Origin of the sequence: Frigoribacterium sp. NBH87, assembly GCF_014217665.1 — a bacterium.
In the GTDB taxonomy this organism is placed as follows: Bacteria; Actinomycetota; Actinomycetes; order Actinomycetales; family Microbacteriaceae; genus Frigoribacterium; species Frigoribacterium endophyticum.
This window is the reverse complement of sequence record NZ_CP043650.1, coordinates 1,516,246-1,538,456: the sequence shown is the minus strand read 5'-3', so window position 1 is coordinate 1,538,456 and position 22,211 is coordinate 1,516,246. Positions and strand designations below refer to the sequence as shown.

Below are 22,211 nucleotides of genomic sequence, written 5' to 3'. Positions count from 1 at the left end.
ATCCGTACCCCGGCCGGGGAGAGTACCCCCGTCACGGCTCCCGAGGGCGGCTCACAGGCCAGGCGCTAGGCTGGCCGAGGCCTGTTCGTCACGACGTCGAGACACTTCGGCTGAGCCGTGACGAGGCCGGTGCCGCCCTGCGGCACGACCGAGCTAGCACTGGCGCAGCGATGCGGATTGGAAGAACAGCGTGGATCTTTTCGAGTACCAGGCCAGGGACTTGTTCGAGTCCTACGGCGTGCCCGTCCTGCCGGGCATCGTCGCCGACACCCCTGAGGAGGCGCGCGCGGCGGCCGAACAGCTCGGCGGCGTCACCGTGGTCAAGGCCCAGGTCAAGGTCGGCGGTCGCGGCAAGGCCGGCGGCGTCAAGGTCGCGAAGACCCCCGACGAGGCGCAGGCCGCGGCGGAGGCCATCCTCGGGCTCGACATCAAGGGCCACGTGGTCAAGCGCGTGATGGTCGCGGGCGGCGCCCAGATCGCCCAGGAGTTCTACTTCTCGGTGCTGCTCGACCGGGCGAACCGCTCGTACCTGTCGCTCTGCAGCGTCGAGGGCGGCATGGAGATCGAGCAGCTCGCCGTCGAGAAGCCCGAGGCCCTCGCGCGCGTCGAGGTCGACCCGCGCGCCGGCATCGACCTCGCGAAGGCGGAGGAGATCGCCCGCGCCGGCGGCTTCCCCGACGAGCTGGTCGGCAAGGTGGCCCCGGTCATCGTCAAGCTCTACGCGGTCTACGAGGGGGAGGACGCGACGCTCGTCGAGGTCAATCCGCTCGTGCTCACGGAGCAGGGCGACGTCGTCGCGCTCGACGGCAAGGTCTCGCTCGACGAGAACGCCGCCTTCCGCCACCCCGCGCACGCCGAGCTGGAGGACGCCGACGCGGCCGACCCGCTCGAGGCCAAGGCCGCGGCCTCGGGCCTCAACTACGTGAAGCTCGACGGCGAGGTCGGCATCATCGGCAACGGCGCCGGGCTCGTCATGTCGACCCTCGACGTCGTCGCGTACGCCGGCGAGGCGCACGGCGGCGTCAAGCCCGCGAACTTCCTCGACATCGGCGGCGGAGCGAGCGCCGAGGTCATGGCGGCGGGCCTCGACGTGATCCTCGGCGACGAGCAGGTCAAGAGCGTCTTCGTCAACGTCTTCGGCGGCATCACGGCCTGCGACGCGGTCGCCAACGGCATCGTCGCGGCCCTCGGCATCCTCGGCGACTCGGCCACCAAGCCCCTCGTCGTCCGCCTCGACGGCAACGCCGTCGACGAGGGCCGACGCATCCTGGCGGAGGCGGCGCACCCGCTCGTCACCGTCGTCGCGACCATGGACGAGGCGGCCGACAAGGCCGCCGAGCTGGCTTCGAAGTAAAGGACCTCAGAACAATGTCGATCTTCCTCACCCGCGACAGCAAGGTCATCGTCCAGGGCATCACCGGCGGCGAGGGCACCAAGCACACCGCCCTGATGCTCAAGGCCGGCACCCAGGTCGTCGGCGGCGTCAACGCCCGCAAGGCCGGCACGACCGTCACCCACGGCGACGTCGAGCTGCCCGTCTTCGGCACGGTCGTCGAGGCCGTCGAGAAGACGGGCGCCGACGTCTCGATCGTCTTCGTGCCCCCGGCCTTCGCGAAGGACGCCGTCATCGAGGCCATCGAGGCCGAGGTGCCGCTCGTCGTCGTCATCACCGAGGGCATCCCCGTGCAGGACGCCGCGGAGTTCTGGTCGCTCGCCAAGGCGAAGGGCACCACGCGCATCATCGGCCCGAACTGCCCCGGCATCATCACGCCGGGCGAGTCGCTCGTCGGCATCACGCCGGCCAGCATCTCGGGCAGCGGCCCGATCGGCCTCGTCTCGAAGTCGGGCACCCTGACCTACCAGATGATGTTCGAGCTGCGCGACCTGGGCTTCTCGACCGCCATCGGCATCGGCGGCGACCCCGTCATCGGCACGACCCACATCGACGCCCTCGAGGCGTTCGAGGCCGACCCCGACACCAAGGCGATCGTCATGATCGGCGAGATCGGCGGCGACGCGGAGGAGCGCGCGGCCGACTACATCGCGGCCCACGTGACCAAGCCGGTCGTCGGCTACGTCGCCGGCTTCACCGCGCCCGAGGGCAAGACCATGGGCCACGCCGGCGCCATCGTCTCGGGCTCGGCGGGCACCGCACAGGCCAAGAAGGAGGCCCTCGAGGCCGCCGGGGTCAAGGTCGGCAAGACGCCGAGCGAGACCGCGGCCCTGCTGCGCGAGGTCTACGCCGCGCTCTAGGCGCGACGCCCTCGCCGGCCCCGCCGACCCCGGTCGGCACGACGGGCGTGTGCGGCGTCCGCGGGCGGTCCCGACCGCCCAGGGACGTCGCACACGCCCGTTCGTCGTGCCCCGGCCCGGGCGCGGCGCGCCCGCGGGGCGGGTCGGCGGCCCCGCGCGGCCCCGGTACAGTCGAGCCCGATGAACCGCCCAGTCACCGCCGTCTTCGCGGCCCTCGAGGCCCTGCTCGTCGTCGGCATCGGCGTCGGGCTGCCGGTCGTCGTGCTCAGCTCGCTCTGGGCCTTCCAGTACGGCCTGCAGATCGACTGGATCGTCTTCTGGCGCGCCGCCGTCGACGTCTGGCTCGTCGGCCACGGCGTCGACCTCACCCTCCAGCTCAGCCCCGCCAAGGCGGCGGCCTCCGGGGTCGCCGGCGCCGACGCGCCCATCTCGGTGACGATCGCCGCCCTGGGCTTCTCCGTGCTGACCGTCCTGCTCGCCGTGCGGGCGGGCCGGGCGATCGCCGAGACGCCGCACCGCGTCATGGGCGTCCTCGTCAGCACCGGGGCCTTCGCGCTGCTCAGCACGGGCCTCGCCGCCAGTGCCCGGCACGAGCTCGCGACGCCGTCGTTCGTGCAGGGGATCGTGCTGCCCACGCTCGTCTACGCCGTGCCGCTCGTCGCCATGGCGGAGGTGACGCGGCGTCGCCGTGACGCCGAGCCCGACCCGGTCACGGGCTGGGTCGCCCGCACCGTCGGCCGGCTCCCCGACGCCGTCCGCGTCGTGACGGCCGCCGCCCTGCGCATCGGCGTCGGCAGCGCCGCCGTTCTGCTCGCCGTCTCGGGCCTCGTCGTCGGCCTGCTGCTCGTGACCAGCTACGCCGAGCTCATCACGCTCTACGAGGGCGCCCACGGCGGGTTCCTCGGCGGCCTCGCGCTCACCCTCGGCCAGCTCGCGCTGCTGCCCGACCTCGTCGTCTGGGCGGCCTCCTGGCTCGTCGGCCCGGGCTTCGCGCTCGGCACCGGCTCGGGCGTCTCGCCGCTCGGCACGACCGTGGGGCCGCTGCCCGCCGTGCCGTTCCTCGGCGCCCTGCCGACGGCCGACCTCCCGTTCGGCTTCGTCGGGCTGCTCGTGCCCGTGGTCGCCTCCTTCGTCGTCGCCACGCTGCTGCGCGGCCGGGTGCACGCCGCCCTGCGCCGGGCCGGCGTCGACGACCTGCTGCGCCGCGTCGTGGTCGGCGTCGCCGCGGGCGTCGTCGCGGGCCTCGCGGTCGGACTGCTGGCCTGGGCCGCCTCCGGCTCGGCCGGGCCCGGCCGTCTCGTCGACGTCGGCCCCGACCCGCTGCTCGTCGGGGCCTTCGCGGCGCTCGAGGTCGGGCTGCCCGCGGCGCTGGCGCTGACCCTGTCGATCCGCAAGTTCCTGGGGCACGACGACGAGGGGCACGACGACGACGGGCGCGAAGAAGACCGACGCGAGGACGCGAGGCGCGACGACGCGCGGCGCGAGCACACGCGGCGCGAGTCCGACCTCCGTGCCGCCGGAGCCGGGCGCGACCGCGACCGCGACCGCGACCGCGACCGCGACGGGGCGCATGCCGTTGGGCCGGAGATCCCCGACGGCCACGGTGACGCGGAGGCGACGCCCTCGCGACGCCGGCTCCCTCGGCTGCCGACCCGCGCCTCGCTGCCGTCGCTGCCGAGCCTGCCGAGCCTGCCGTCGATCCCGTCGCGGCGACGCCGTGAGCACGACGACGACGCGACCGGCCCGATCGACGTGGTCGCGACTCCGCCCGAGCCCGCCGGCACCGGCACCGGCACCGGCACCGCCAGCGGAAGCGCCCGTGGCGCCCGCGACGACGACGGCGACGCCACCGAGCAGATCGACGGACTGACCCGCTGACCGGGGCCCCGTCGGGCCACCGCTAGGCTTGCCGGGTGCTGAAGCTCGTGGTGCTCATCTCCGGTGGCGGCTCGAACCTGCGTGCCCTGCTCGAGGCCGCGCAGCACGCCGACTACCCCGCGCGGGTCGTCGCCGTCGGGGCCGACCGCGACGCCGACGGGCTCGAGCACGCGGAGGCGTTCGGCATCCCGACCTTCACCGTGCCGTTCACGGCGTTCCCCGACCGCGCGAGCTGGGGCGACGAGCTGCTCGCGCAGCTGACCGGCTGGGGCGCCGACCTCGTCGTGCTCAGCGGCTTCATGCGCCTGCTGCCGCCGCGGGTGGTCGAGGCGCTGAGCCCGCACCTGATCAACACGCACCCCGCCTACCTGCCCGAGTTCCCCGGTGCGCACGGCGTCCGCGACGCGATCGCGGCGGGGGTCGAGCAGACCGGCGCCAGCGTCATCGTCGTCGACGCCGGCGTCGACAGCGGGCCGATCCTCGCGCAGCGCCGCATCCCGGTGCTGCCGGGCGACGACGAGTCGTCGCTGCACGACCGCATCAAGATCGTCGAGCGCGAGCTGCTCGTCCGCACGGTGCACGACATCGCCACGAAGACCATCGACCTCGAACAGGAGCCCACCGCATGAGCGGTCACGCCATCGACCCCGCCCTCTACCGCGACCGCGACGCCGTGCCGGTGCGCCGGGCGCTGATCAGCGTCAGCGACAAGACGGGCCTGCTCGACCTCGCCGAGGCGCTCTCCGCCGCCGGGGTCGAGATCGTCTCGACCGGCTCCACCGCCTCCACGATCCGCGACGCGGGCTTCTCCGTCACCGACGTCAGCGCCGTGACCGGGTTCCCCGAGTCGCTCGACGGCCGCGTCAAGACGCTGCACCCGGGCATCCACGCCGGGGTGCTCGCCGACCTCCGCCTCGAGTCGCACGAGCAGCAGCTCGCCGATCTCGGCATCGCCGCGTTCGAGCTCGTCGTCGTCAACCTGTACCCGTTCGTCGAGACCGTCGCCTCGGGCGCCGCCGCCCCGACGGTGGTCGAGAACATCGACATCGGCGGCCCCGCCCTGGTGCGCGCCGCCGCGAAGAACCACGCCAACGTCGCGATCGCCGTCTCGCCCTCCAGCTACGCGCAGATCGTGAAGTCGCTCACGCTCGGCGGCACGACCCTCGCGCAGCGTCAGCGCCTCGCCGGCGAGGCCTTCGCGCACACCGCCGCCTACGACACGGCCGTCGCGGCCTGGTTCGCCGACAACGTCGGAGTCCGCGCCGAGCACGACGCCGCAGACACCGAAGCGGGCACCGAGGCAGGCGCCGAGGAGTCGCGGGTCGGCTTCCCGGAGCACGTCGCCCTCGAGGGCGACCGCCTCGCCACCCTGCGCTACGGCGAGAACTCGCACCAGGCGGCGGCCCTCTACGCCTCGCCCGCGGGCACGGGCATCGCGCAGGCCGAGCAGCTGCACGGCAAGGAGATGTCGTACAACAACTACGTCGACGCCGACGCGGCCCTCCGCGCCGCGTACGACTTCGCCGAGCCGGCCGTCGCGATCATCAAGCACGCCAACCCCTGCGGCATCGCGGTCGCCTCGCCCGACGCCGCCGACGCGATCGCCGACGCGCACCGCCGCGCCCACGCCTGCGACCCGGTGTCGGCCTACGGCGGCGTCATCGCCGCGAACCGCCCGGTCACGCGCGCCATGGCGGAGGTCGTGAAGGACATCTTCACCGAGGTCGTCATCGCGCCGGCCTTCGAGCCCGAGGCGCTCGAGGTCCTCACCACGAAGAAGAACATCCGCCTGCTGGTGCTGCCCGAGGGCTTCGCCCGCCCGACGCAGGAGGTGCGCCAGGTCTCCGGCGGCCTGCTCGTGCAGGAGGTCGACTCGTTCGACGCCTTCTCGTCCGAGGGCTGGACGCTGGTCGCCGGGCCGGAGGCCGACGCCGCCACCCGCGCCGACCTCGAGTTCGCCTGGCGGGCCTGCCGCTCCGTGAAGTCGAACGCGATCCTGCTGGCCGACGGAGGCGCCTCCGTCGGGGTCGGCATGGGCCAGGTCAACCGGGTCGACTCGTGCCACCTCGCGGTGACCCGGGCGGGGGAGCGGGCCACCGGCTCGGTCGCCGCCTCCGACGCGTTCTTCCCGTTCGCCGACGGCCTGCAGGTGCTGCTCGAGGCCGGCGTGCGCGCCGTCGTGCAGCCCGGCGGCTCCATCCGCGACGAGGAGGTCGTGGCCGCGGCGACGGCCGCGGGCGTGACGATGTACTTCACGGGGGAGCGCCACTTCTTCCACTGACGCCGCCCGCGTCGCTCTCCGGCCGCCCCGTCACGACCCGTCGTGGCGGGGCGGCCGTCGTCCGGCGTCCGGCTCGTTCGTCCGAACCACCTGGTCTTGCGGGGTGCGCAACGGATCACATAGTCTATGAGGCTGCCCGCAGCCGACGACCGTCGCCTCCGTCCCTCCTCCACTGCGCCGACCGGCACCTCCGGCGGCCGCCCGCCCCGCTCCTCCCCAGGAGCCCCGGCGGCCCTCCGCTCCACGCTCCGCGACGCCGCGCCCCGGCGTCGCGCTCCGATCACGACACTTGGACCACCCATGTCACGCCAGCCCTCCGCCCCCGCGCGCTCCGAGCCGGGTCGCCCGTCGACCGTCCGGTCGCTCGCGCGCCTCCGCCCCTACGTCGCGCCCGCCCTGCCGCGCATCGTGCTCGGCATGGTCGCCGCGCTGCTGGCCGCCGTCGTCGCCCTGGTCATCCCCGCCGTGCTGCAGCTGCTCGTCGACGGCCCGCTCTCGAGCGGCGACACCGCGCAGGTGTGGCCGGCCTTCGCCGTCGTGCTGGTGCTCGGCGTCGTCGAGGCGGGCATGATCGCCGCTCGCCGCCGGCTCGTGCTCACCCCGAGCACCCACGTCGAGGCCACCATGCGCAACGCGCTGTACGCCAAGCTGCAAGACCTGCCGGTGGCGTTCCACGACCGCTGGCAGAGCGGGCAGCTGCTCAGCCGGTCGGTCAGCGACCTGTCGCTCATCCGTCGCTGGCTGGCCTTCGGCGTCGTGCTGCTCGTCGTCAACCTGCTGACGATCGTCGTCGGCTTCGTCGTGCTCTTCTTCTACAGCTGGGTGCTCGCGCTGATTTTCGTCGTCGCGTCGATCCCGGTCTTCGTCGTCAGCCTCGCGTTCGAGAACCGCTACTCGGTCGTGGCCCGTCGCAGCCAGGACCAGGTCGGCGACCTCGCCACGAGCGTGGAGGAGAGCGTGCACGGCATCCGCGTGCTCAAGGCGTTCGGGCGGGGGAAGCACTCGCTGCGCGAGTTCGCGAAGCGCGCCGACGACCTGCGCGGCACCGAGATCGAGAAGGCGAAGGCCATCTCGCAGCTCTGGCTCTGGCTGCTGCTCGTGCCCGACGTCGCCTTCGCGCTCTGCCTGCTCGGCGGCATCTGGCTCGCCGCGGACGGCCAGCTGACGGTCGGCCAGCTCTTCGCGTTCTTCGCCACGGCGACCGTGCTGCGCTGGCCGGTGGAGTCGATCGGGTTCCTGCTGTCGATGACCTTCGACACCCGGACCGCGGTCGACCGCTTCTTCGAGGTGATGGACAGCGTCAACACGGTCACCGACCCCGAGCACCCCGAGACGATCGCCGAGCCGCTGGGCCGGCTCGAGTTCGAGGCCGCGCACTTCCGCTACCAGGACAGCCCGGCGCAGTTCGACGACCTCGTCAACGGCGTCGACCTCGTCGTCGAGCCCGGCGAGACGATGGCCCTGGTCGGCCTGACCGGCTCGGGCAAGACCACCCTGCTCGCCCTCGTTCCGCGCCTCTACGACGTCACCGGCGGCCGCGTGCTGCTCGACGGGGTCGACGTGCGCGACCTCACCCGGGCCGAGCTGCGCCGCCACATCGGCATGGCCTTCGAGGACGCGACGCTGTTCAGCGCCTCGGTGCGCGAGAACGTGCTGCTCGGCCGCCCCGACCTGGTCGACGACCCCGTCGAGTCCGAGCGCGTGCTGCGCGAGGCGCTCGACATCGCGCAGGCGCAGTTCGTCGACGAGCTGCCGGAGGGAGTCGACACGCGCGTCGGCGAGGAGGGGCTCAGCCTCTCGGGCGGCCAGCGGCAGCGGCTCGCCCTCGCGCGCGCGATCGCGGCACGGCCCGCGGTGCTCGTGCTCGACGACCCCCTGTCGGCGCTCGACGTCGACACCGAGGCCCGGGTCGAGGCGGGGCTCCGGCGCGTGCTCGCGTCGACCACGTCGCTGATCGTCGCCCACCGCCCGTCGACCGTCACCCTCGCCGACCGCGTCGCGCTGCTCGAGAACGGCGTCGTCACCGCGGTCGGCACCCACTCCGACCTGCTCGCCACGAACGAGCACTACCGCTACGTCATCTCGTCGCTCGACGACGGCGACGTCCCCAGCCGAGAAGAGGTGCTCGCGTGAGCGACCAGGCACTCCCGGGCGACCGCCCCGACGCCCCCGCCGAGCACGCCGAGCTCGACGGCCGCACGCCCGCGCAGAAGCGGATCGGGCAGGGCTCCTCGACCGAGGGGGTCCGCGGCGAGGAGAGGGACGACTTCACCGCGGCCGAGAGCAAGCGGCTCCGGGGGCGTTCGCTGCGCCTCCTCGGGTCGCTGGTGCGGCCGCTCCGCTGGCGCCTCGTCGTCATGGCGCTCGTCGTCGTGGTCAGCACGGCCTGCCAGGTGGCCGGGCCGGCGCTGATCGCGGCCGGCATCGACCGCGCCCTGCCCGCGCTGATGAGCGAGCAGGACTGGGCGCCGGCGCTGCTCGTCGTCGGCGTCTACCTCGCCACCGGCGTCGTCGGCGCGGTGCTGATGGCGCAGTACACCGTGCTCTCGGCGCGCATCAGCCAGGCGATCCTCTTCGACCTGCGCAAGCGGCTCTTCCTCCACACCCAGCGGCTCAGCCTGGAGTTCCACGAGACGTACACGTCGGGCCGCATCATCTCGCGGCAGACCAGCGACCTCGACTCCATCCGCGAGCTGCTCGACTCGGGCATCAACCAGCTCGTGCAGGGCCTGCTCTACATGGTCTTCACCGCGATCGCGCTCGTCAGCCTCGACGCCCCGAGCGGGCTCGTGCTCGCCGTCGCGCTCGTGCCGCTGGTCGCGCTGACGCGGTGGTTCCAGGTGCGCTCGCAGCGCCTCTTCCGCGCGACGCGCGTCACGAGCGCCCGGGTGATCGTGCACTTCGTCGAGACGATGACCGGCATGCGGGCCGTGCAGGCCTTCCGCAAGGAGGCGCGCAACGAGGTGGAGTACGCCGGCGAGGTCGAGGGCAACCGCGGCGCCAACTCGAAGGTGTTCACGCTCTTCGGCACCTTCGACCCCGGTCTCGTGCTGATCGGCAACGCGACCCTCGCGGCCGTGGTGCTGTTCGGCGGCTTCCGCGTGATCGGCGGCACGCTCGAGATCGGCGCGCTGCTCGCCGTGGCCCTCTACGCCAAGCGCTTCTTCGACCCGGCGGAGGAGATGGCGATGTTCTACAACAGCTACCAGTCGGCCTCTGCCGCGCTCGAGAAGATCTCCGGCGTGCTCGAGGAGCAGCCGAGCGTGCCCGACCCCGTGCGCCCGGTCGATCTGCGGCACGCGAGGGGCGCGGTCGACTTCGACGACGTCGAGTTCGCCTACTCGGCCGACGCCGTCGTGCTGCCGCAGTTCGACCTGCACGTGCCCGCGGGCCAGACCATCGCGCTCGTCGGCTCGACCGGTGCGGGCAAGTCGACCCTCGCGAAGCTGATGTCGCGGTTCTACGACCCCACCCGCGGCGCGGTGACGCTCGACGACGTCGACCTGCGCGACCTGCACCCGAAGGACCTCCGCCGGGCCATCGTCATGGTGACGCAGGAGGCGTACCTCTTCTCGGGCAGCGTCGCCGACAACATCGCCCTCGGCAAGCCCGACGCGACGCGCCAGGAGATCGAGCGGGCCGCCCGGGCCGTGGGCGCCCACGAGTTCGTCATGGCGCTGCCCGACGGCTACGACACCGACGTCGCGAAGCGCGGCGGGCGGGTGTCGGCCGGCCAGCGGCAGCTGCTCTCGTTCGCGCGGGCGTTCATCGCCGACCCGGCGGTGCTCATCCTCGACGAGGCGACCGCGTCGCTCGACATCCCCTCCGAGCGGATGGTGCAGGAGGCGCTGCAGACGCTGCTCGCCGACCGAACCGCGGTGATCATCGCGCACCGCCTGTCGACGGTCGCGATCGCCGACCGGGTGCTCGTCATGGAGCACGGCCGCGTCGTCGAGGACGGCACGCCCGCCGACCTCATCGCCGGCACGGGCCGCTTCGCCCAGCTGCACGCCGCCTGGCGGGACTCGCTGGTCTGAGCCGATCGCGCCGGCGATCCCCTCGCGCCGGGCCAGGCCCGCACCCCTTCCGAATTCGAGAGTGATCCGACCGCTGGGCCCCCAGAGCCAGGCTCTGCCGGGTCCCGGCGACCGGATCCCTCTCCGATTCCCCCGGGAGGGGCGGCCGGGCAGTCGGGTAGCCGGGCACGGGGGCAGGCACAGGGCCAGGGCGGGGCCGCCCGGAGGGGCGGTCAGTCGTCGGGCCACCAGGAGGCGCGGGTCAGGTCGACCCGGAAGGTGCCCGTCCGCGCCCAGAGCAGCGGTGTGCCCTCCACCCGGTACTGCTCCAGGGCGCGCTGCTCGTGCCCCTGCGGCGCCAGCCCCGAGGCGCGCACGACCCGCCACCACGGCAGCTCCGACCCCGCGTGGGCCATGACCTGGCCGACCCCGCGGGAGGAGCGCGACCCGACGGCCGCGGCGACGCCGCCGTACGTCATCGCGCGGCCCGGCGGGATCGCCTCGACCACGCTGACCACCCGCGAGGCGAAGTCGTCGCCGGCCGGAGGGGGGCCCGTCAGATCGCCGACGGGCGCGCTGTCCGACGGCTCACCGCTCGACGGCGGCGCCCCGCCCGACGGCGCACCACCCGACGGCGCACCGCCCGACGGCGCCCCGCCCGACGCCTCCGCCGCCGCCGCGGTCACTCCGCGTGGGGCGAGGGGGCGATCGTCAGCGCGGCGACGTGCTCGCCGTAGGGGGTCTCGCCGACGACCTCGAAGCCGATGTGCCGGAAGAACTCCTCCGGGCCGTCGTCGCCGGGCTCGTAGACCACCGTGAGGCGGTCGAAGCCCCGGAGTCGGGCCTCGTCGGCGAGGGCGTGCACGGCGAACCGGCCGATGCCCTGGCCCTGCTGGTCGGCGGCGACGTTCATGCGCCAGATGCAGCTGCGGAGGGTGTCGTCGTCGCTCTCGGCGTCGAAGTTGCCCATGATGAAGCCGACCACCTCGTCGTCGTCGACCACGACGCGCGGCCAGGCCGTCGTCGGGTTGACGTAGGCCTCGGCGATCGAGTGCGAGACGGGGGCGACGTACTGTTCCTGACCGGGCTTGAGCGTCAGGTTGTTGGCCGCCACGACGGTGGAGGCGGACAGTTCTTCGAGGCGCAGGCCGGTCATGGGCCCAGGCTAGTGGCGGTCCCGGCGGCGCACCAGCCGTGGCGGAGGGGGTTGCCCTGGCAGCATGGGAGCGTGCCTGCCGTGACCGAGCCCGTCCCCACCGTCCCCCTCGAGCCCGGCGACGCCGCCGCCTGCGTCGAGGTCTGGCTCGCGGCGCTGCGCGAGCGCGACGGGGCGGAGCCGGCGCGGGGCACCGCGGAGCGGGCGGCGGCCAAGTTCGCCGCGCCGTGGGTCGCCGGCCGCGGGGTGCACGACCCGACCGCCCCGGGCGCGGGGGCGGCGGGCTCGCCGGCGGCGCGACTCCTCGGCTTCGCCCTGGTCACCGCGCCCGGCTCGGGCTACCCGACCGACCCGCCCGACGCGGCGTACCTGTCGATGCTCGGCGTCGCTCCGGGCCACGGGCGCCGCGGCCTCGGCGGCGCGCTGCTCGACGCGGTCGCGGCCGACGCCCGCGCGGCCGGGCACGCCCGCCTCTCGCTGCACGTGATGCCGAGCAACGCTCCGGCGGTGCGGCTCTACGAGGCCCACGGCTGGCGGCCCCACGGCGAGCTGCACGAGCACCCGCTGCTCGGGCTGCCGGTGCGGACGTACCTGCTCGAGGGCTGACCCGGCGCACCGGCCCGCTGGCCCCCGCCCGCCCCGCCCGCCCCGCCGCCCCGCCTACCCGGCGCCCGTCGGCGACCGTGCAGCGGCCTCTCGGCCCGCTCCTGGCCCGACGGTGTTCGCTGTGGCGACACGAGCGAGACGCGCGGGCCCGACCGCCGTCGACGAGGAGGCACCATGAAGGTCTTGCTGCTGGGCGCCACCGGCGGAGTGGGGTCGCACGTGCTGCGCCTCGCGCTGTCGGCCGGCCACGAGGTCACGGTGCTGGTGCGCGACGCGTCGCAGCTCGACGTCGACGACGGCGTGCGCGTGGTGGTCGGCGACGCGACGTCGGCCTCCGACGTGGCCGCCGCGGTCACCGGGCAGGAGGCGGTGGTCAACGCCGTGGGATCGCGCCAGGTGCGGCACCCGGTCGAGGTCGAGGTGGGGCGGGCGCTGCTGCCCGCGATGACCGCGGCGGGGGTCCGGCGCCTGGTCGTCTGCTCGGCCTTCGGCGTCGGCGACTCCGAGCGCGACGCCAACGCCTTCCAGAAGATGTTCTTCCACACCGTGCTCGGCAAGGTCTACGAGGCCAAGGAGGTCGCCGACGCCGAGGTGCGCGCCAGCGACCTCGACTGGACGCTCGTCTACCCGACGCGCCTGCTCGACGGTCCCGCCAGCGGCGAGGTCGCGGTGGGGGAGCGTCTGCCCGAGGGGGCGTCGGGCTCGATCAGCCGCGGCGACGTCGCCCGCTTCATGCTCGCCCAGCTCGGCGACGACGCCTGGGTGCGCCGGACGGCCGTGGTCACCGGCGCCTAGAGGGCGGCCCTGGCCGGCCCCGCGGCCGGCCCGGGGACGCCGGCCCGGGGAGGACGAGCCCCCGGCCCGTCCCGTCCGGCCGCGAGCTACGCGCTGAGCCGGTCGTACAGCGCGTCGACCGCGGGGTCGACGACGCGGCGCGACGCGTCGGCGTCGTGCCACGCCACGATCTGGCGGGCACCCTCGGCGAACGGCACCCGCGGCTCCCAGTCGGGCACCAGAGCGCGGATCTTCGTCGTGTCGAACAGGGCCGGGTGGCTGCGGTCGCCGCGCAGGTCGGCGTCCCACTCCGGGGCGAGCTCGACGAGGTCGTGGGTGGTGCGGTGCACCAGCTGCAGCGACCCGCCCGCCGCGTCGGCCAGGCAGCGGACGATGCCGTTCCACGTCAACAGCTCGGGGCCCATGATGTTGTAGGCCTCGCCGAGCGCCTCGTTGCGGCCGAGCAGCCCGACGAACGCGGGCGCGAAGTCGTCGGAGTGCGTCATCGCCCACATCGAGGTGCCGTCGCCGTGCAGCACGACGGGCTCGCCGCGGCGCATCCGGTCGATGACCGTCCAGCCGCCGAGCAGCGGCACGTGCGTCTCGTCGTACGTGTGCGAGGGGCGCACGACCGTCGCGCGCACCCGCCCGGCGAGGTGCTCGTCGCGCAGCAGGCGCTCGCAGGCGATCTTGTCGCGGGCGTACTGCGACCACGGGTTGAACAGGGGCGTCGCCTCCGTGATCGGCAGCACGGCGGGCGGCTTCTGGTAGGTCGACGCCGAGCCGACGAAGACGTACTGCCCCGTGCTGGCGGCCACGACGCGCAGCATCGTCGCGAGCTGTTCGGGGGTGAAGGTCAGGAAGTCGGCCACGCTGTCGAACCGGCGGCCTCGCAGGGCGCCGGCCAGCGACTCCTCGTCGCGGACGTCGGCGGTCAGGTGCTCGACCTCGGCGGGCAGCGCACGGATCGAGGTGCTGCCGCGGTTCACGACCGTCACGGCCCAGCCGTCGCGCACGGCCAGCCGGACGCACGAGGCGCTGATCTGACCGGTGCCGCCGATCACGAGGAGGGTCTTCTGCGTCATCGCTCCACTGTGCACCCGCGGCGGGGCGGCGGCGCGCCCGCCCGGCGTGGCGCGGCCGAGGTCAGGGGGGAGTCGCGGGTCGAGCGACGAGGCAGCCGGGCGGAGGCGCGGTGCCGGCCCGTGACGGAGCCGCCCGTGACGGACGGGCCCTAGCCGTCGGCGAGCAGCCCGCGCAGCGACTCGAGCGTGTCGTGCAGCAGCCCGGGCAGCGCGTCGTCGTCGCCGCCCGCGAGCCAGCGGCCGATCGCGACGCCGAACACCGTCATCGTCACCTGGGCGGTCAGCGCGGCCGTGAGCGGGTCGACCCCCCGCTCGGCGAAGCCCTCACGGAGCGCGTCGCCGAGGGCCGACATCTTGTGCAGCTCGCGCTCGCGCAGGCCCTCGTCGCCGTCGATGACGACCTTGCGGGCGAGCACCGCCTCGACCCCGTCGGGGAACTGCGCGGCGGCGACGGCGTCGAGGTTCTCGGCGATGATCCGCATCGGCGAGTGCGACGCGGGCGCCTCGGCGATCATCCGCCGCGCGAGGGCGGGCACCTCCGACTGGCGGGCGAACAGCACCTCGCGCTTGTCGGCGAAGTGACGGAAGAAGGTGCGCGGGGTCAGGCCCGCCCGCGCGGCGATCTCGGGCACGGTCGTCTCGGCGAAGCCCCGGTCGCGGAAGAGCTCGAGCGCGGCCTGCTCCAGTCGCCCGCGGGCGTCGGGCTGCCATCTGCTCATGCGCCCATCCTAGTGATGACACGGAGTGACATCGTGTGTACAGTGACGACACGAGGTGACATCACCTCGCCGACGTCCAGGAGGACACCGTGACCGACGCCACCACCCCCGCCCGCGCCTCCGGCCCCGACCTCGCGGGGCTGACCAACGTCGCCGCCTGGCTCGACGCGCCGTTCGCCGACCTCACGGTGCGCCCCGCCCCGGTCACCGCGCCCGGCCCGCACGAGCTGCTCGTGCGCGCCCGCGCCGTCGCCGTGAACCCGGTCGACGTCGTCAAGCAGACGACCGGCGACCTCATGTACCGCTGGCTGCCCGCCCCCGCCGTGCTCGGCGAGGACGTCGCGGGCGACGTGGTCGCGGTCGGCTCGGCCGTCACCCGGTTCGCCGTCGGCGACCGGGTCGTGGCGCTCGCCGTGGGCGTCGAGAAGGGCGAGGAGCACGCGCCCGGCGGCGGCTTCCAGCAGCTCGTGCTCGTGCGCGAGGCGCTCGCCGCCCCCGTGCCCGAGGGCACGGCGTTCGAGGAGGCGGTGGTCCTGCCCCTGGCGGTGAGCACCGCCGCCAGCGCGCTCTTCCAGGGCGGGCAGCTCGGGCTCCGGCACCCCGTCGGCGCCCGGCCCGCCCCGACCGGGGGCGCCCGGGAGGTCGTCGTCGTCTGGGGCGGCACGACCAGCGTCGGCAGCGCGGCGATCCAGCTCGCCGTCGCCGCGGGCTACGACGTCGTCGCGACGGCCTCGCCCGCGAACCACGAGCGGCTGCGCGCCCTCGGCGCCTCGCAGCTCTTCGACTACCGCGACGCCGGCGTCGTCGACGACGTCGTGGCCGCCCTGCACGGTCGCCGCGTGGCGGGCGTGCTCGCGATCGGCACGGGGTCGGCCGACCCGTGCGTGACGATCGCCGCCCGCACCGGCGCGCCCCGGGTCAGCATGGCGAGCCCCTCGGTCTCGTTCGGCGGCGTGCCCCGGCGACCCGGCCTGAGCCTCGGCCTCGTGCGCACCGTGGTCGCGCTCGGCAGCCGCACCGCCGCGGTGATGGTGCGCAGCCGCCTCCGCGGGGTGCGGGCGACCTTCGTCTGGGGCAGCTCGCTCATGCACGACGAGGTCGGCCCGATGCTCTGGGCCGGCTACCTGCCCGCGGCGCTCGCCGAGGGCCGGTTCGTGCCGGCGCCCCGGGCCGAGGTCGTGGGGCACGGGCTCGAGCACGTGCAAGCGGCGCTCGACCGGCTCGGCGAGGGGGTGTCGGCGACGAAGCTCGTCGTCACGCTCTGAGCGGCGGGCGGCTCATTCCGTCGTCGGCATGGGCGAGCGAGCATCATGGTGGCGTGCCCCTCGACGATGCAGACCCGACCGCGATCGCGGACCCGAGCTCGACCCCCAGCCCTGCCCCCACGCCGCGTGCCGCCCCGCGCGACCCGGCCGCGACCGACGCGTTCCGCGCGGCGCGCGACTCGCTCGCCTCGGCGGCCGCCGCCGGTGACCACGACGCGGCCCGCGACTCCTTCCGCTGGCCCGACGTCGGCGACCGCTTCAACTGGGCCGTCGACTGGTTCGACGTGGTCGCCGAGGGCAACGACCGCACCGCGCTCTGGATCGTCGAGGAGGACGGCCGCGAGACGACGGTCAGCTTCGACGAGATGCGCCGCCGCTCCGACCAGGTCGCGAGCTGGTTCGTCGAGCGCGGCGTGCGCCCCGGCGACCACGTGCTGCTGATGCTCGGCAACCAGGTGGAGCTGTGGGAGGCGATGCTCGCGGTCATGAAGGTCGGCGCGGTCATCCTGCCCACCTCGGTGGTGCTCGCCGACCACGACGTCGAGGACCGCGTCGTGCGCGGCGACGTGCGGCACGTGCTCGTCAACGTCGCCGACGCGGCCAAGTTCGACGGGGTCGACCCGGGCGTCGGTCGCATCGTGGTGGGCGGGGAGCTCGAGGGGTGGGCCTCCTTCGAGGACTCGCACCGCGCCTCCCCGGCCCGCCCGGAGGTCGCGACGGCGACCGACGACCCCTGCCTCGTCTACTTCACCTCGGGCACGACGAGCAAGCCGAAGATGGTCGTGCACACCCACGCGTCGTACCCGGTGGGGCACCTCAGCACGACCTACTGGCTGGGCCTGCGACCCGGCGACGTGCACCTGACGATCTCGTCGCCCGGCTGGGGCAAGCACGCCTGGAGCTGCTTCTTCGCCCCGTGGATCGCCGAGGCCACCGTCTTCGTGCACAACCAGGCGCGGTTCTCGGCGTCGGCGCTGCGCGAGCAGCTCGACCGGGCCCGCGTGACCTCGTTCTGCGCGCCGCCGACGGTCTGGCGCATGCTGATCCAGTCGTCGCTGGGGGAGGCGCCGGTCGCGCTGCGCGAGGCGCTGTCGGCCGGCGAGCCCCTCAACCCGGAGGTCATCGACCGCGTGCAGCAGGCGTGGGGGCTCGACATCCGCGACGGCTACGGCCAGACCGAGACGACGGCGATCATCGCCAACCCGCCCGGCGGCCGCGTCGTCGCCGGGTCGATGGGCCGCCCGCTGCCCGGCGTCGACGTCGTGCTGGTCGACCCGGTCACCGGCGAGCAGGGCGACGAGGGCGAGATCTGCCTCGACCTGCGGGTGCGGCCCGTCAACCTCATGACGGGCTACCTCGGCGACCAGGCCCGCACGGCGGCGGCCACCCGCGACGGCCTGTTCCACACCGGCGACGTCGCCACCCGCGACGCCGACGGCATGATCACCTTCGTCGGCCGCACCGACGACGTCTTCAAGGCCTCCGACTACAAGGTGTCGCCGTTCGAGGTCGAGAGCGTCCTGATCGAGCACCCGGCGGTCGCGGAGTCGGCCGTCGTGCCCGCCCCCGACCCCGTGCGCCTCGCCGTCGTGAAGGCGTACGTCACGCTCGCCGCGGGCTGGGAGCCCACCGCCGAGACGGCGCGCGCCGTGCTCGCCCACGCCCGCACCGGCCTGCCCGCCTACGAGCGCGTGCGCCGCGTCGAGTTCACCGACGAGCTGCCGAAGACGATCTCGGGCAAGATCCGCCGGGTCGAGCTGCGGGAGCGCGAGGAGGCGGCGGCCCGGTCGGGCGAGCGCCTCGACGGCGAGTGGCGCGACGAGGACTTCCCGGGGCTGCGGGTGCGTTGAGGCGCGGCCCTCGGTCGCTCGTCGTCCGTTCGTCGCCCGCTCTGGGGGCGTCGGCGGTGCCGTCGGATCGGCCTGAGCTGCTGGTCAGCGGGCAGGATGGTGACTAAGGTCGGAAGGTCCGTCGACGAGGAGAACCGTGATCAGCAGCGCGAGCCCGGTGAGAGGCCTCTCGTGACCGACCCCGCATCGTCGCCCGTGCCGCTCACGCGGCGTGAGGCCAGGGCCCTCGAGCGTGCCGCCGAGGTGGCCGCCGCCGGGGCCGTCGAGCCCGCTCGCGACGCGTCGGAGTCCGGTCTCGAGCCCGTCGTGCCCTCGATCGTCCAGCCCGTCGAGCCGCCCGCGGCGGGGCCCGTGGTCCTGCCGGCCGCCGCTCGGCGCACGGTGACCACGCGCCACCCCGTCTCGGTGCCCCGGGGCGAGGGGTCGGGTCGACCGGCACCGCGCCTCCGGCAGCCGGCGTCGCTGCGGTCGGTGGCGGCCTCGCAGGTCGCTGGCGCCACGAGCGCTACCCCCGCCTCGGCTCGCTCGGCTCGCCCGGCTCGCTCGGTGCGGAGCGCGCTGCGGAGCGTCCGCGACGCCGCCGTGCCCGCTCTCGCGTTGGTCGCCGTCACCCTGTTCTTCTCCTCCAACGTCACGCCGGCGACGGCGACAGAGCTCGGCGGCTCGGGCGTGCAGACGTCGGCCACGGCGCCGCTGCCCGGCCAGACCCTCGCGGCCTCGCTCGTCGTGCTGACCGTCGACGACCGCGACGGCTTCGGCGTCACCGACCCGCCGCCTCCGCCCCCGCCGCCGCCGCCCGTCGAGGTGGCCGCCGAGTCGTCGACCGCGACGCAGGGCGGGTCGTCGGCGCGCAGTTCGTCCGGTGCGGCACCGCGCGGTGCGGCGTCCGGCGCCGGGACCGTCGTGAACAGCGGCACCGGAGACATCCGTTGGCCGTTCCCCGGCAGCGTCGTGCTGAGCTCGGGCTTCGGCCCGCGGGCGGCGCCGTGCGCGGCCTGCTCGAGCATGCACATGGGGCTCGACATGACGCCCGGCGGCGGGACGCCGATCGGGGCCGTCGCCGACGGGGTCGTGCGGGTCTCGGGGCTGCACGCGCAGTTCGGCCAGTACGTCGTCATCGACCACGTGATCGACGGGCAGAAGATCAGCACGCTGTACGCGCACATGCGCCTCGGCTCCAGCCCGCTCGTCACCGGCCAGTCGGTGGGGGTCGGCGAGCTCGTCGGAGCCGTCGGCCGCACCGGGGTCGCCACGGGTGAGCACCTGCACTTCGAGGTGCTCGTCGGGGGCTCGACGCAGGTCGACCCGAAGGCCTGGCTCGACGCGAACGCGGGCCGCACGCTCTAGGGCAGGGCAGGGCCGGGCCCAGCTCGGGCCGCACGCTCTGGGGCCGGGCCGGGCCGGGCCGTGCCGGGCCGGGCCGTGCCCGCTCGGGCCGGGCTGCGCCGGGCCGGGCCGGCCCCGGTGAGGCACCCCGTCTTCGCACCCGAACCCCGCCGCGGCGGGGTTCGCCTGCGAGGACAGGGTGCGTCACCGCACGCTCCGCGCGGGAACCTCGTCTCCCTCTCGGCCCGCGTCCCGTCGCACCAGCCCGGCGACGACGCACCACGTCTTCGCCTCCGAACCACGCCGCGGCGTGGTTCCCGTGCGAGAACGTGGTGCGTCCCCGTCGCCACGGCTGCGTCCCGCCCCGGAGCGACCCCCTGGCATCCCTCTTCCACTCTGGAGTGGAGGAGCGGAACTAGGCGGGCGGACCGGGCGGGCGGATGCTCCACTCTGGAGTGGAACAGCGGTCGTGCAGTGCGAGTGCCAGCGCGGCGGGGGCGCGGGCGGATCGCCGTTCCACTCTGGAGTGGTAGAGCGGATCTAGGCGGGCGGACCGGGCGGGCGGACCGGGCGGGCGGCTGCTCCACTCTGGAGTGGAACAGCGGTCGTGCAGTGCGAGTGCCGGAGCGGCGGGGGCGCGGGCGGTTCGCCGTTCCGCTCTGGAGTGGAGGAGCGGATCTAGGCGGGCGGACCGGGCGGGCGGATGCTCTACTCCGGAGTGGAACAGCGGTCGTGCAGTGCGAGTGCCGGAGCGGCGGGGGCGCGGGCGGTTCGCCGTTCCACTCCGGAGTGGAACGGCGGTCGTGCAGTGCGAGTGCCGGCGCGGAGGGGGGCGCGGGCGGTTCGCCGTTCCACTCTGGAGTGGAGGAGCGGATCGAGGCGGGCGGACCGGGCGGGCGGCTGCTCCACTCCGGAGTGGATCGAGCGTCCTGGACCGTCGCTTCCGCCCCGCCGGGCGACCGCCGCCCCGCCGGGCGACCGCCGCCCCGCCGGGCGACCGCCGCCCCGCCGGGCGACCGCCGCCCCGCCGGGCGACCGCCGCCCCGCCGGGCGACCGCCGCCCCGCCGGGCGACCGCCGCCCCGCCGAGCGACCGCCAGCCCGACGGTCATCAGCCGGCCGGACGGCGTCGGCATGCGGTCACGCACCCCCGGCGGCACGGCCCGCTGCGCCGAGACGCCGTCACGGGCCCCCGGGGGCGCGGCCGACGTCGAGCTCGACCCCGGCGGCCCAGACCCGGGCGACGTGCCAGTCGTCGGTCCAGATGACCAGGTCGGCGGCGTGGCCGGGCGCCAACAGCCCGAGAGGGGCTGCCCCCGCGGCAGGCGCCGCGGCGACCGCGGGTGCAGGTGCCACCGCCCCCGCCTCCGCCTCCGCCCCCAACCCCGCCCCCGTGCCCGCTTCCGCACCGGCCGATCCGGCAGGTGCCGCGGCGAGGCCGAGCGCCCTCGCCGGCGTCAGCGTCAGCGCCGTCACGGCCGCGACCGGCGACTGCCGTGCGGGGCCGAGGGCGACGCGCAGGGCCGCGTCCTGCGTCAGGGTCGAGCCCGCCAGCGTGTCGGTGCCCACCAGCACGGCGCGCCCGTCCGCCACGGTGACGGCGAGCCCGCCCAGCAGGTGCTCACCATCGCCTGCTCCCGCCGCGGCCATCGCATCGGTCACCAGCGCGACCCTGCCGGGCGCGGCGGCGAAGAGCAGCGCCGCCACCTGCGGGTGCACGTGCCGCCCGTCGAGCACGAGCTCCAGCGTCACGCGCTCGTCGCCCACGGCCGCCCCGACGGGCCCGGGCTCCCGGTGGTGCAGCCCGGGCATCGCGTTGAGGGCGTGCGTGAGCACCGTCGCTCCGCGCTCGAACGCCGCGGCCGTCAGCGCGTGGTCGGCCTCCGTGTGGCCCACGGCGACCACGACGCCCGCCGACACGAACTGCTCGACCGCCTCGAGGCCGCCCGGCAGCTCGGGCGCGACGGTCACCTGCCGCAGCACGCCGGGCGCGGCGGCGAGCAGGGCGTCGACCGCCTCCGGCGAGGGCGCGACGAGGTGCCGCGGGTCGTGGGCGCCCCGTCTCCCCGGGGCGAGGAACGGCCCCTCGAGGTGCGCCCCGAGCACGAGCGGGTCGCCCTCCCGCAGCGCGGCGACCCGCTCCAGCGACCGCCGGAGGCGCGGCAGCGGCGCCGCGACCAGGCTCAGGACGGAGCGCGTGGTGCCGTGCGCGCGGTGCACGGCCAGGCCGCCCTCGACGTCGGCGAGGTCGTCGTCCCAGGAGGCGCCTCCGGCCCCGTGGGAGTGCAGGTCGACCATCCCCGGCGTCAGGCGGGCCCCCGCGAGGTCGACGGTGGCGTCGGCGACCGGCACCGCGCCTCCTGCAGGCTGCCCGGGCGCCGAGGCCCGGGGGCCCGCGTCGACGTCGACGTCGACGTCGAGGTCGACCTCGCGACCGGTCGCGACGATGCGGTCGCCGTCGACGAGCAGCCACGTGCCGGGCCGCTCGCCCGAGGCGTCGACGGCGTGGGCTCCGCGGAACAGGACGGTCAGGAGCCGCCCTCCCGCCTCGCGACCAGCACGCCGGTCACGAGCGCGACGACCGCGACGACGACCGCGACCACGGGGTAGCCGAGCTGCACCCAGACGACGACGACCGCGCCGACGACGGCCGTCTCGACCAGGGTCTTGCCGACCCGGTCGGTCCGCACCACCGAGCGGGGCGACCGGAACAGCAGCCACACGGCGACGGCGAACAGCGGCGCGGCGACCATGGCCAGCACCGCCGGCCACGGGAACGGCCACGCCAGGTAGCCCCACGCCGCGAGGCTCAGCAGGCCGAAGGCCATCGTCGCGACGCGCAGCACGCCGAGCGGCGTGACGGGCCCGGTGCGCGAGGGGCCGGGGGGAGGCGCGGAGGAGGTCGGTGTCACCGGGCCAGCGTACGTCCGGCGGCTCGGCGCCCGCCCCGGCACCGCGGGCGGGACGGCCCGAGCGTCGGCGCCGCCCCCGCCCCGGCGCCCG

Annotated in this window: 18 protein-coding genes; 12 read left to right on the top strand and 6 right to left on the bottom strand. The window is 75.2% G+C overall.

The genetic code is table 11. The features are described from left to right. The first annotated feature begins 190 nt into the window (after positions 1-190). The 7 genes from sucC to F1C15_RS07020 all read left to right on the top strand — a co-directional run bounded on the left by sucC (position 191) and on the right by F1C15_RS07020 (position 10,449). Positions 191-1,354, top strand: a complete 1,164-nt coding sequence (gene sucC, locus F1C15_RS07050; RefSeq protein ID WP_185233800.1) for an ADP-forming succinate--CoA ligase subunit beta — start codon at positions 191-193, stop codon at positions 1,352-1,354. Positions 1,355-1,368: 14 nt separating this feature from the next. Further along, positions 1,369-2,253 carry a succinate--CoA ligase subunit alpha gene (gene sucD / locus F1C15_RS07045; RefSeq protein ID WP_056057209.1) on the top strand — a complete coding sequence of 295 codons (885 nt, stop codon included), beginning with the start codon at positions 1,369-1,371 and terminating at the stop codon, positions 2,251-2,253. A gap of 180 nt (positions 2,254-2,433) precedes the next feature. Continuing rightward, on the top strand, positions 2,434-4,131 hold the full coding sequence (locus F1C15_RS07040) for a DUF6350 family protein (RefSeq protein ID WP_185233799.1): 1,698 nt from the start codon (positions 2,434-2,436) through the stop codon (positions 4,129-4,131). Positions 4,132-4,166: 35 nt separating this feature from the next. After that, positions 4,167-4,760, top strand: a complete 594-nt coding sequence (gene purN / locus F1C15_RS07035; protein WP_056057207.1) for a phosphoribosylglycinamide formyltransferase — start codon at positions 4,167-4,169, stop codon at positions 4,758-4,760. Then, positions 4,757-6,412: a bifunctional phosphoribosylaminoimidazolecarboxamide formyltransferase/IMP cyclohydrolase gene (purH, locus tag F1C15_RS07030; RefSeq protein WP_185233797.1), complete on the top strand. Its 1,656-nt coding sequence runs from the start codon at positions 4,757-4,759 to the stop codon at positions 6,410-6,412. The genes purN and purH overlap by 4 nt, the downstream gene beginning before the upstream one ends. A 300-nt stretch (positions 6,413-6,712) precedes the next feature. After that, the gene (locus tag F1C15_RS07025; protein ID WP_185233795.1) at positions 6,713-8,545 is read left to right on the top strand and encodes an ABC transporter ATP-binding protein; all 1,833 of its coding nucleotides are present in this window, start codon (positions 6,713-6,715) and stop codon (positions 8,543-8,545) included. An 83-nt stretch (positions 8,546-8,628) separates the two neighbouring features. Next, positions 8,629-10,449, top strand: a complete 1,821-nt coding sequence (locus F1C15_RS07020; protein WP_056059081.1) for an ABC transporter ATP-binding protein — start codon at positions 8,629-8,631, stop codon at positions 10,447-10,449. Positions 10,450-10,661: 212 nt separating this feature from the next. Here the strand turns inward: F1C15_RS07020 and F1C15_RS07015 are convergent, their stop codons facing one another. Together F1C15_RS07015 and F1C15_RS07010 are read right to left on the bottom strand one after the other, a co-directional pair. Beyond that, the gene (locus tag F1C15_RS07015) at positions 10,662-10,937 is read right to left on the bottom strand and encodes an MGMT family protein (RefSeq protein WP_255465538.1); all 276 of its coding nucleotides are present in this window, start codon (positions 10,935-10,937) and stop codon (positions 10,662-10,664) included. A 173-nt stretch (positions 10,938-11,110) separates the two neighbouring features. Then, entirely contained in the window at positions 11,111-11,584 is a 474-nt protein-coding gene (locus F1C15_RS07010; RefSeq protein WP_056057201.1) for an N-acetyltransferase, read from the bottom strand. Positions 11,585-11,665: 81 nt separating this feature from the next. Here F1C15_RS07010 and F1C15_RS07005 point away from each other — a divergent pair, with 81 nt between their 5' ends. Together F1C15_RS07005 and F1C15_RS07000 are read left to right on the top strand one after the other, a co-directional pair. Next, entirely contained in the window at positions 11,666-12,190 is a 525-nt protein-coding gene (locus tag F1C15_RS07005; RefSeq protein WP_219731579.1) for an N-acetyltransferase, read from the top strand. A gap of 174 nt (positions 12,191-12,364) precedes the next feature. Beyond that, entirely contained in the window at positions 12,365-12,985 is a 621-nt protein-coding gene (locus F1C15_RS07000) for an NAD(P)-dependent oxidoreductase (RefSeq protein ID WP_185233793.1), read from the top strand. Positions 12,986-13,071: 86 nt separating this feature from the next. Here the strand turns inward: F1C15_RS07000 and F1C15_RS06995 are convergent, their stop codons facing one another. Together F1C15_RS06995 and F1C15_RS06990 are read right to left on the bottom strand one after the other, a co-directional pair. Then, a complete protein-coding gene (locus F1C15_RS06995) occupies positions 13,072-14,049 on the bottom strand; it encodes an NAD-dependent epimerase/dehydratase family protein (protein WP_185233791.1) in 978 nt (325 codons plus the stop codon). Positions 14,050-14,198: 149 nt separating this feature from the next. Beyond that, positions 14,199-14,768, bottom strand: a complete 570-nt coding sequence (locus F1C15_RS06990; RefSeq protein WP_056057194.1) for a TetR family transcriptional regulator — start codon at positions 14,766-14,768, stop codon at positions 14,199-14,201. A gap of 89 nt (positions 14,769-14,857) precedes the next feature. Here F1C15_RS06990 and F1C15_RS06985 point away from each other — a divergent pair, with 89 nt between their 5' ends. The 3 genes from F1C15_RS06985 (at position 14,858) to F1C15_RS06975 (ending at position 19,230) form a co-directional block, all read left to right on the top strand. Next, positions 14,858-16,033, top strand: a complete 1,176-nt coding sequence (locus F1C15_RS06985) for a zinc-binding alcohol dehydrogenase family protein (protein ID WP_255465537.1) — start codon at positions 14,858-14,860, stop codon at positions 16,031-16,033. Between the two features lie 53 nt (positions 16,034-16,086). Then, positions 16,087-17,883 carry an AMP-binding protein gene (locus F1C15_RS06980; protein ID WP_255465536.1) on the top strand — a complete coding sequence of 599 codons (1,797 nt, stop codon included), beginning with the start codon at positions 16,087-16,089 and terminating at the stop codon, positions 17,881-17,883. Between the two features lie 171 nt (positions 17,884-18,054). Then, entirely contained in the window at positions 18,055-19,230 is a 1,176-nt protein-coding gene (locus tag F1C15_RS06975; RefSeq protein WP_185233789.1) for a peptidoglycan DD-metalloendopeptidase family protein, read from the top strand. Positions 19,231-20,390: 1,160 nt separating this feature from the next. Here the strand turns inward: F1C15_RS06975 and F1C15_RS06970 are convergent. Together F1C15_RS06970 and F1C15_RS06965 are read right to left on the bottom strand one after the other, a co-directional pair. Then, positions 20,391-21,560: an N-acetylglucosamine-6-phosphate deacetylase gene (locus tag F1C15_RS06970; RefSeq protein WP_255465535.1), complete on the bottom strand. Its 1,170-nt coding sequence runs from the start codon at positions 21,558-21,560 to the stop codon at positions 20,391-20,393. Between the two features lie 176 nt (positions 21,561-21,736). Further along, on the bottom strand, positions 21,737-22,120 hold the full coding sequence (locus F1C15_RS06965) for a DUF2568 domain-containing protein (RefSeq protein ID WP_056057190.1): 384 nt from the start codon (positions 22,118-22,120) through the stop codon (positions 21,737-21,739). Positions 22,121-22,211: the final 91 nt, after the last annotated feature.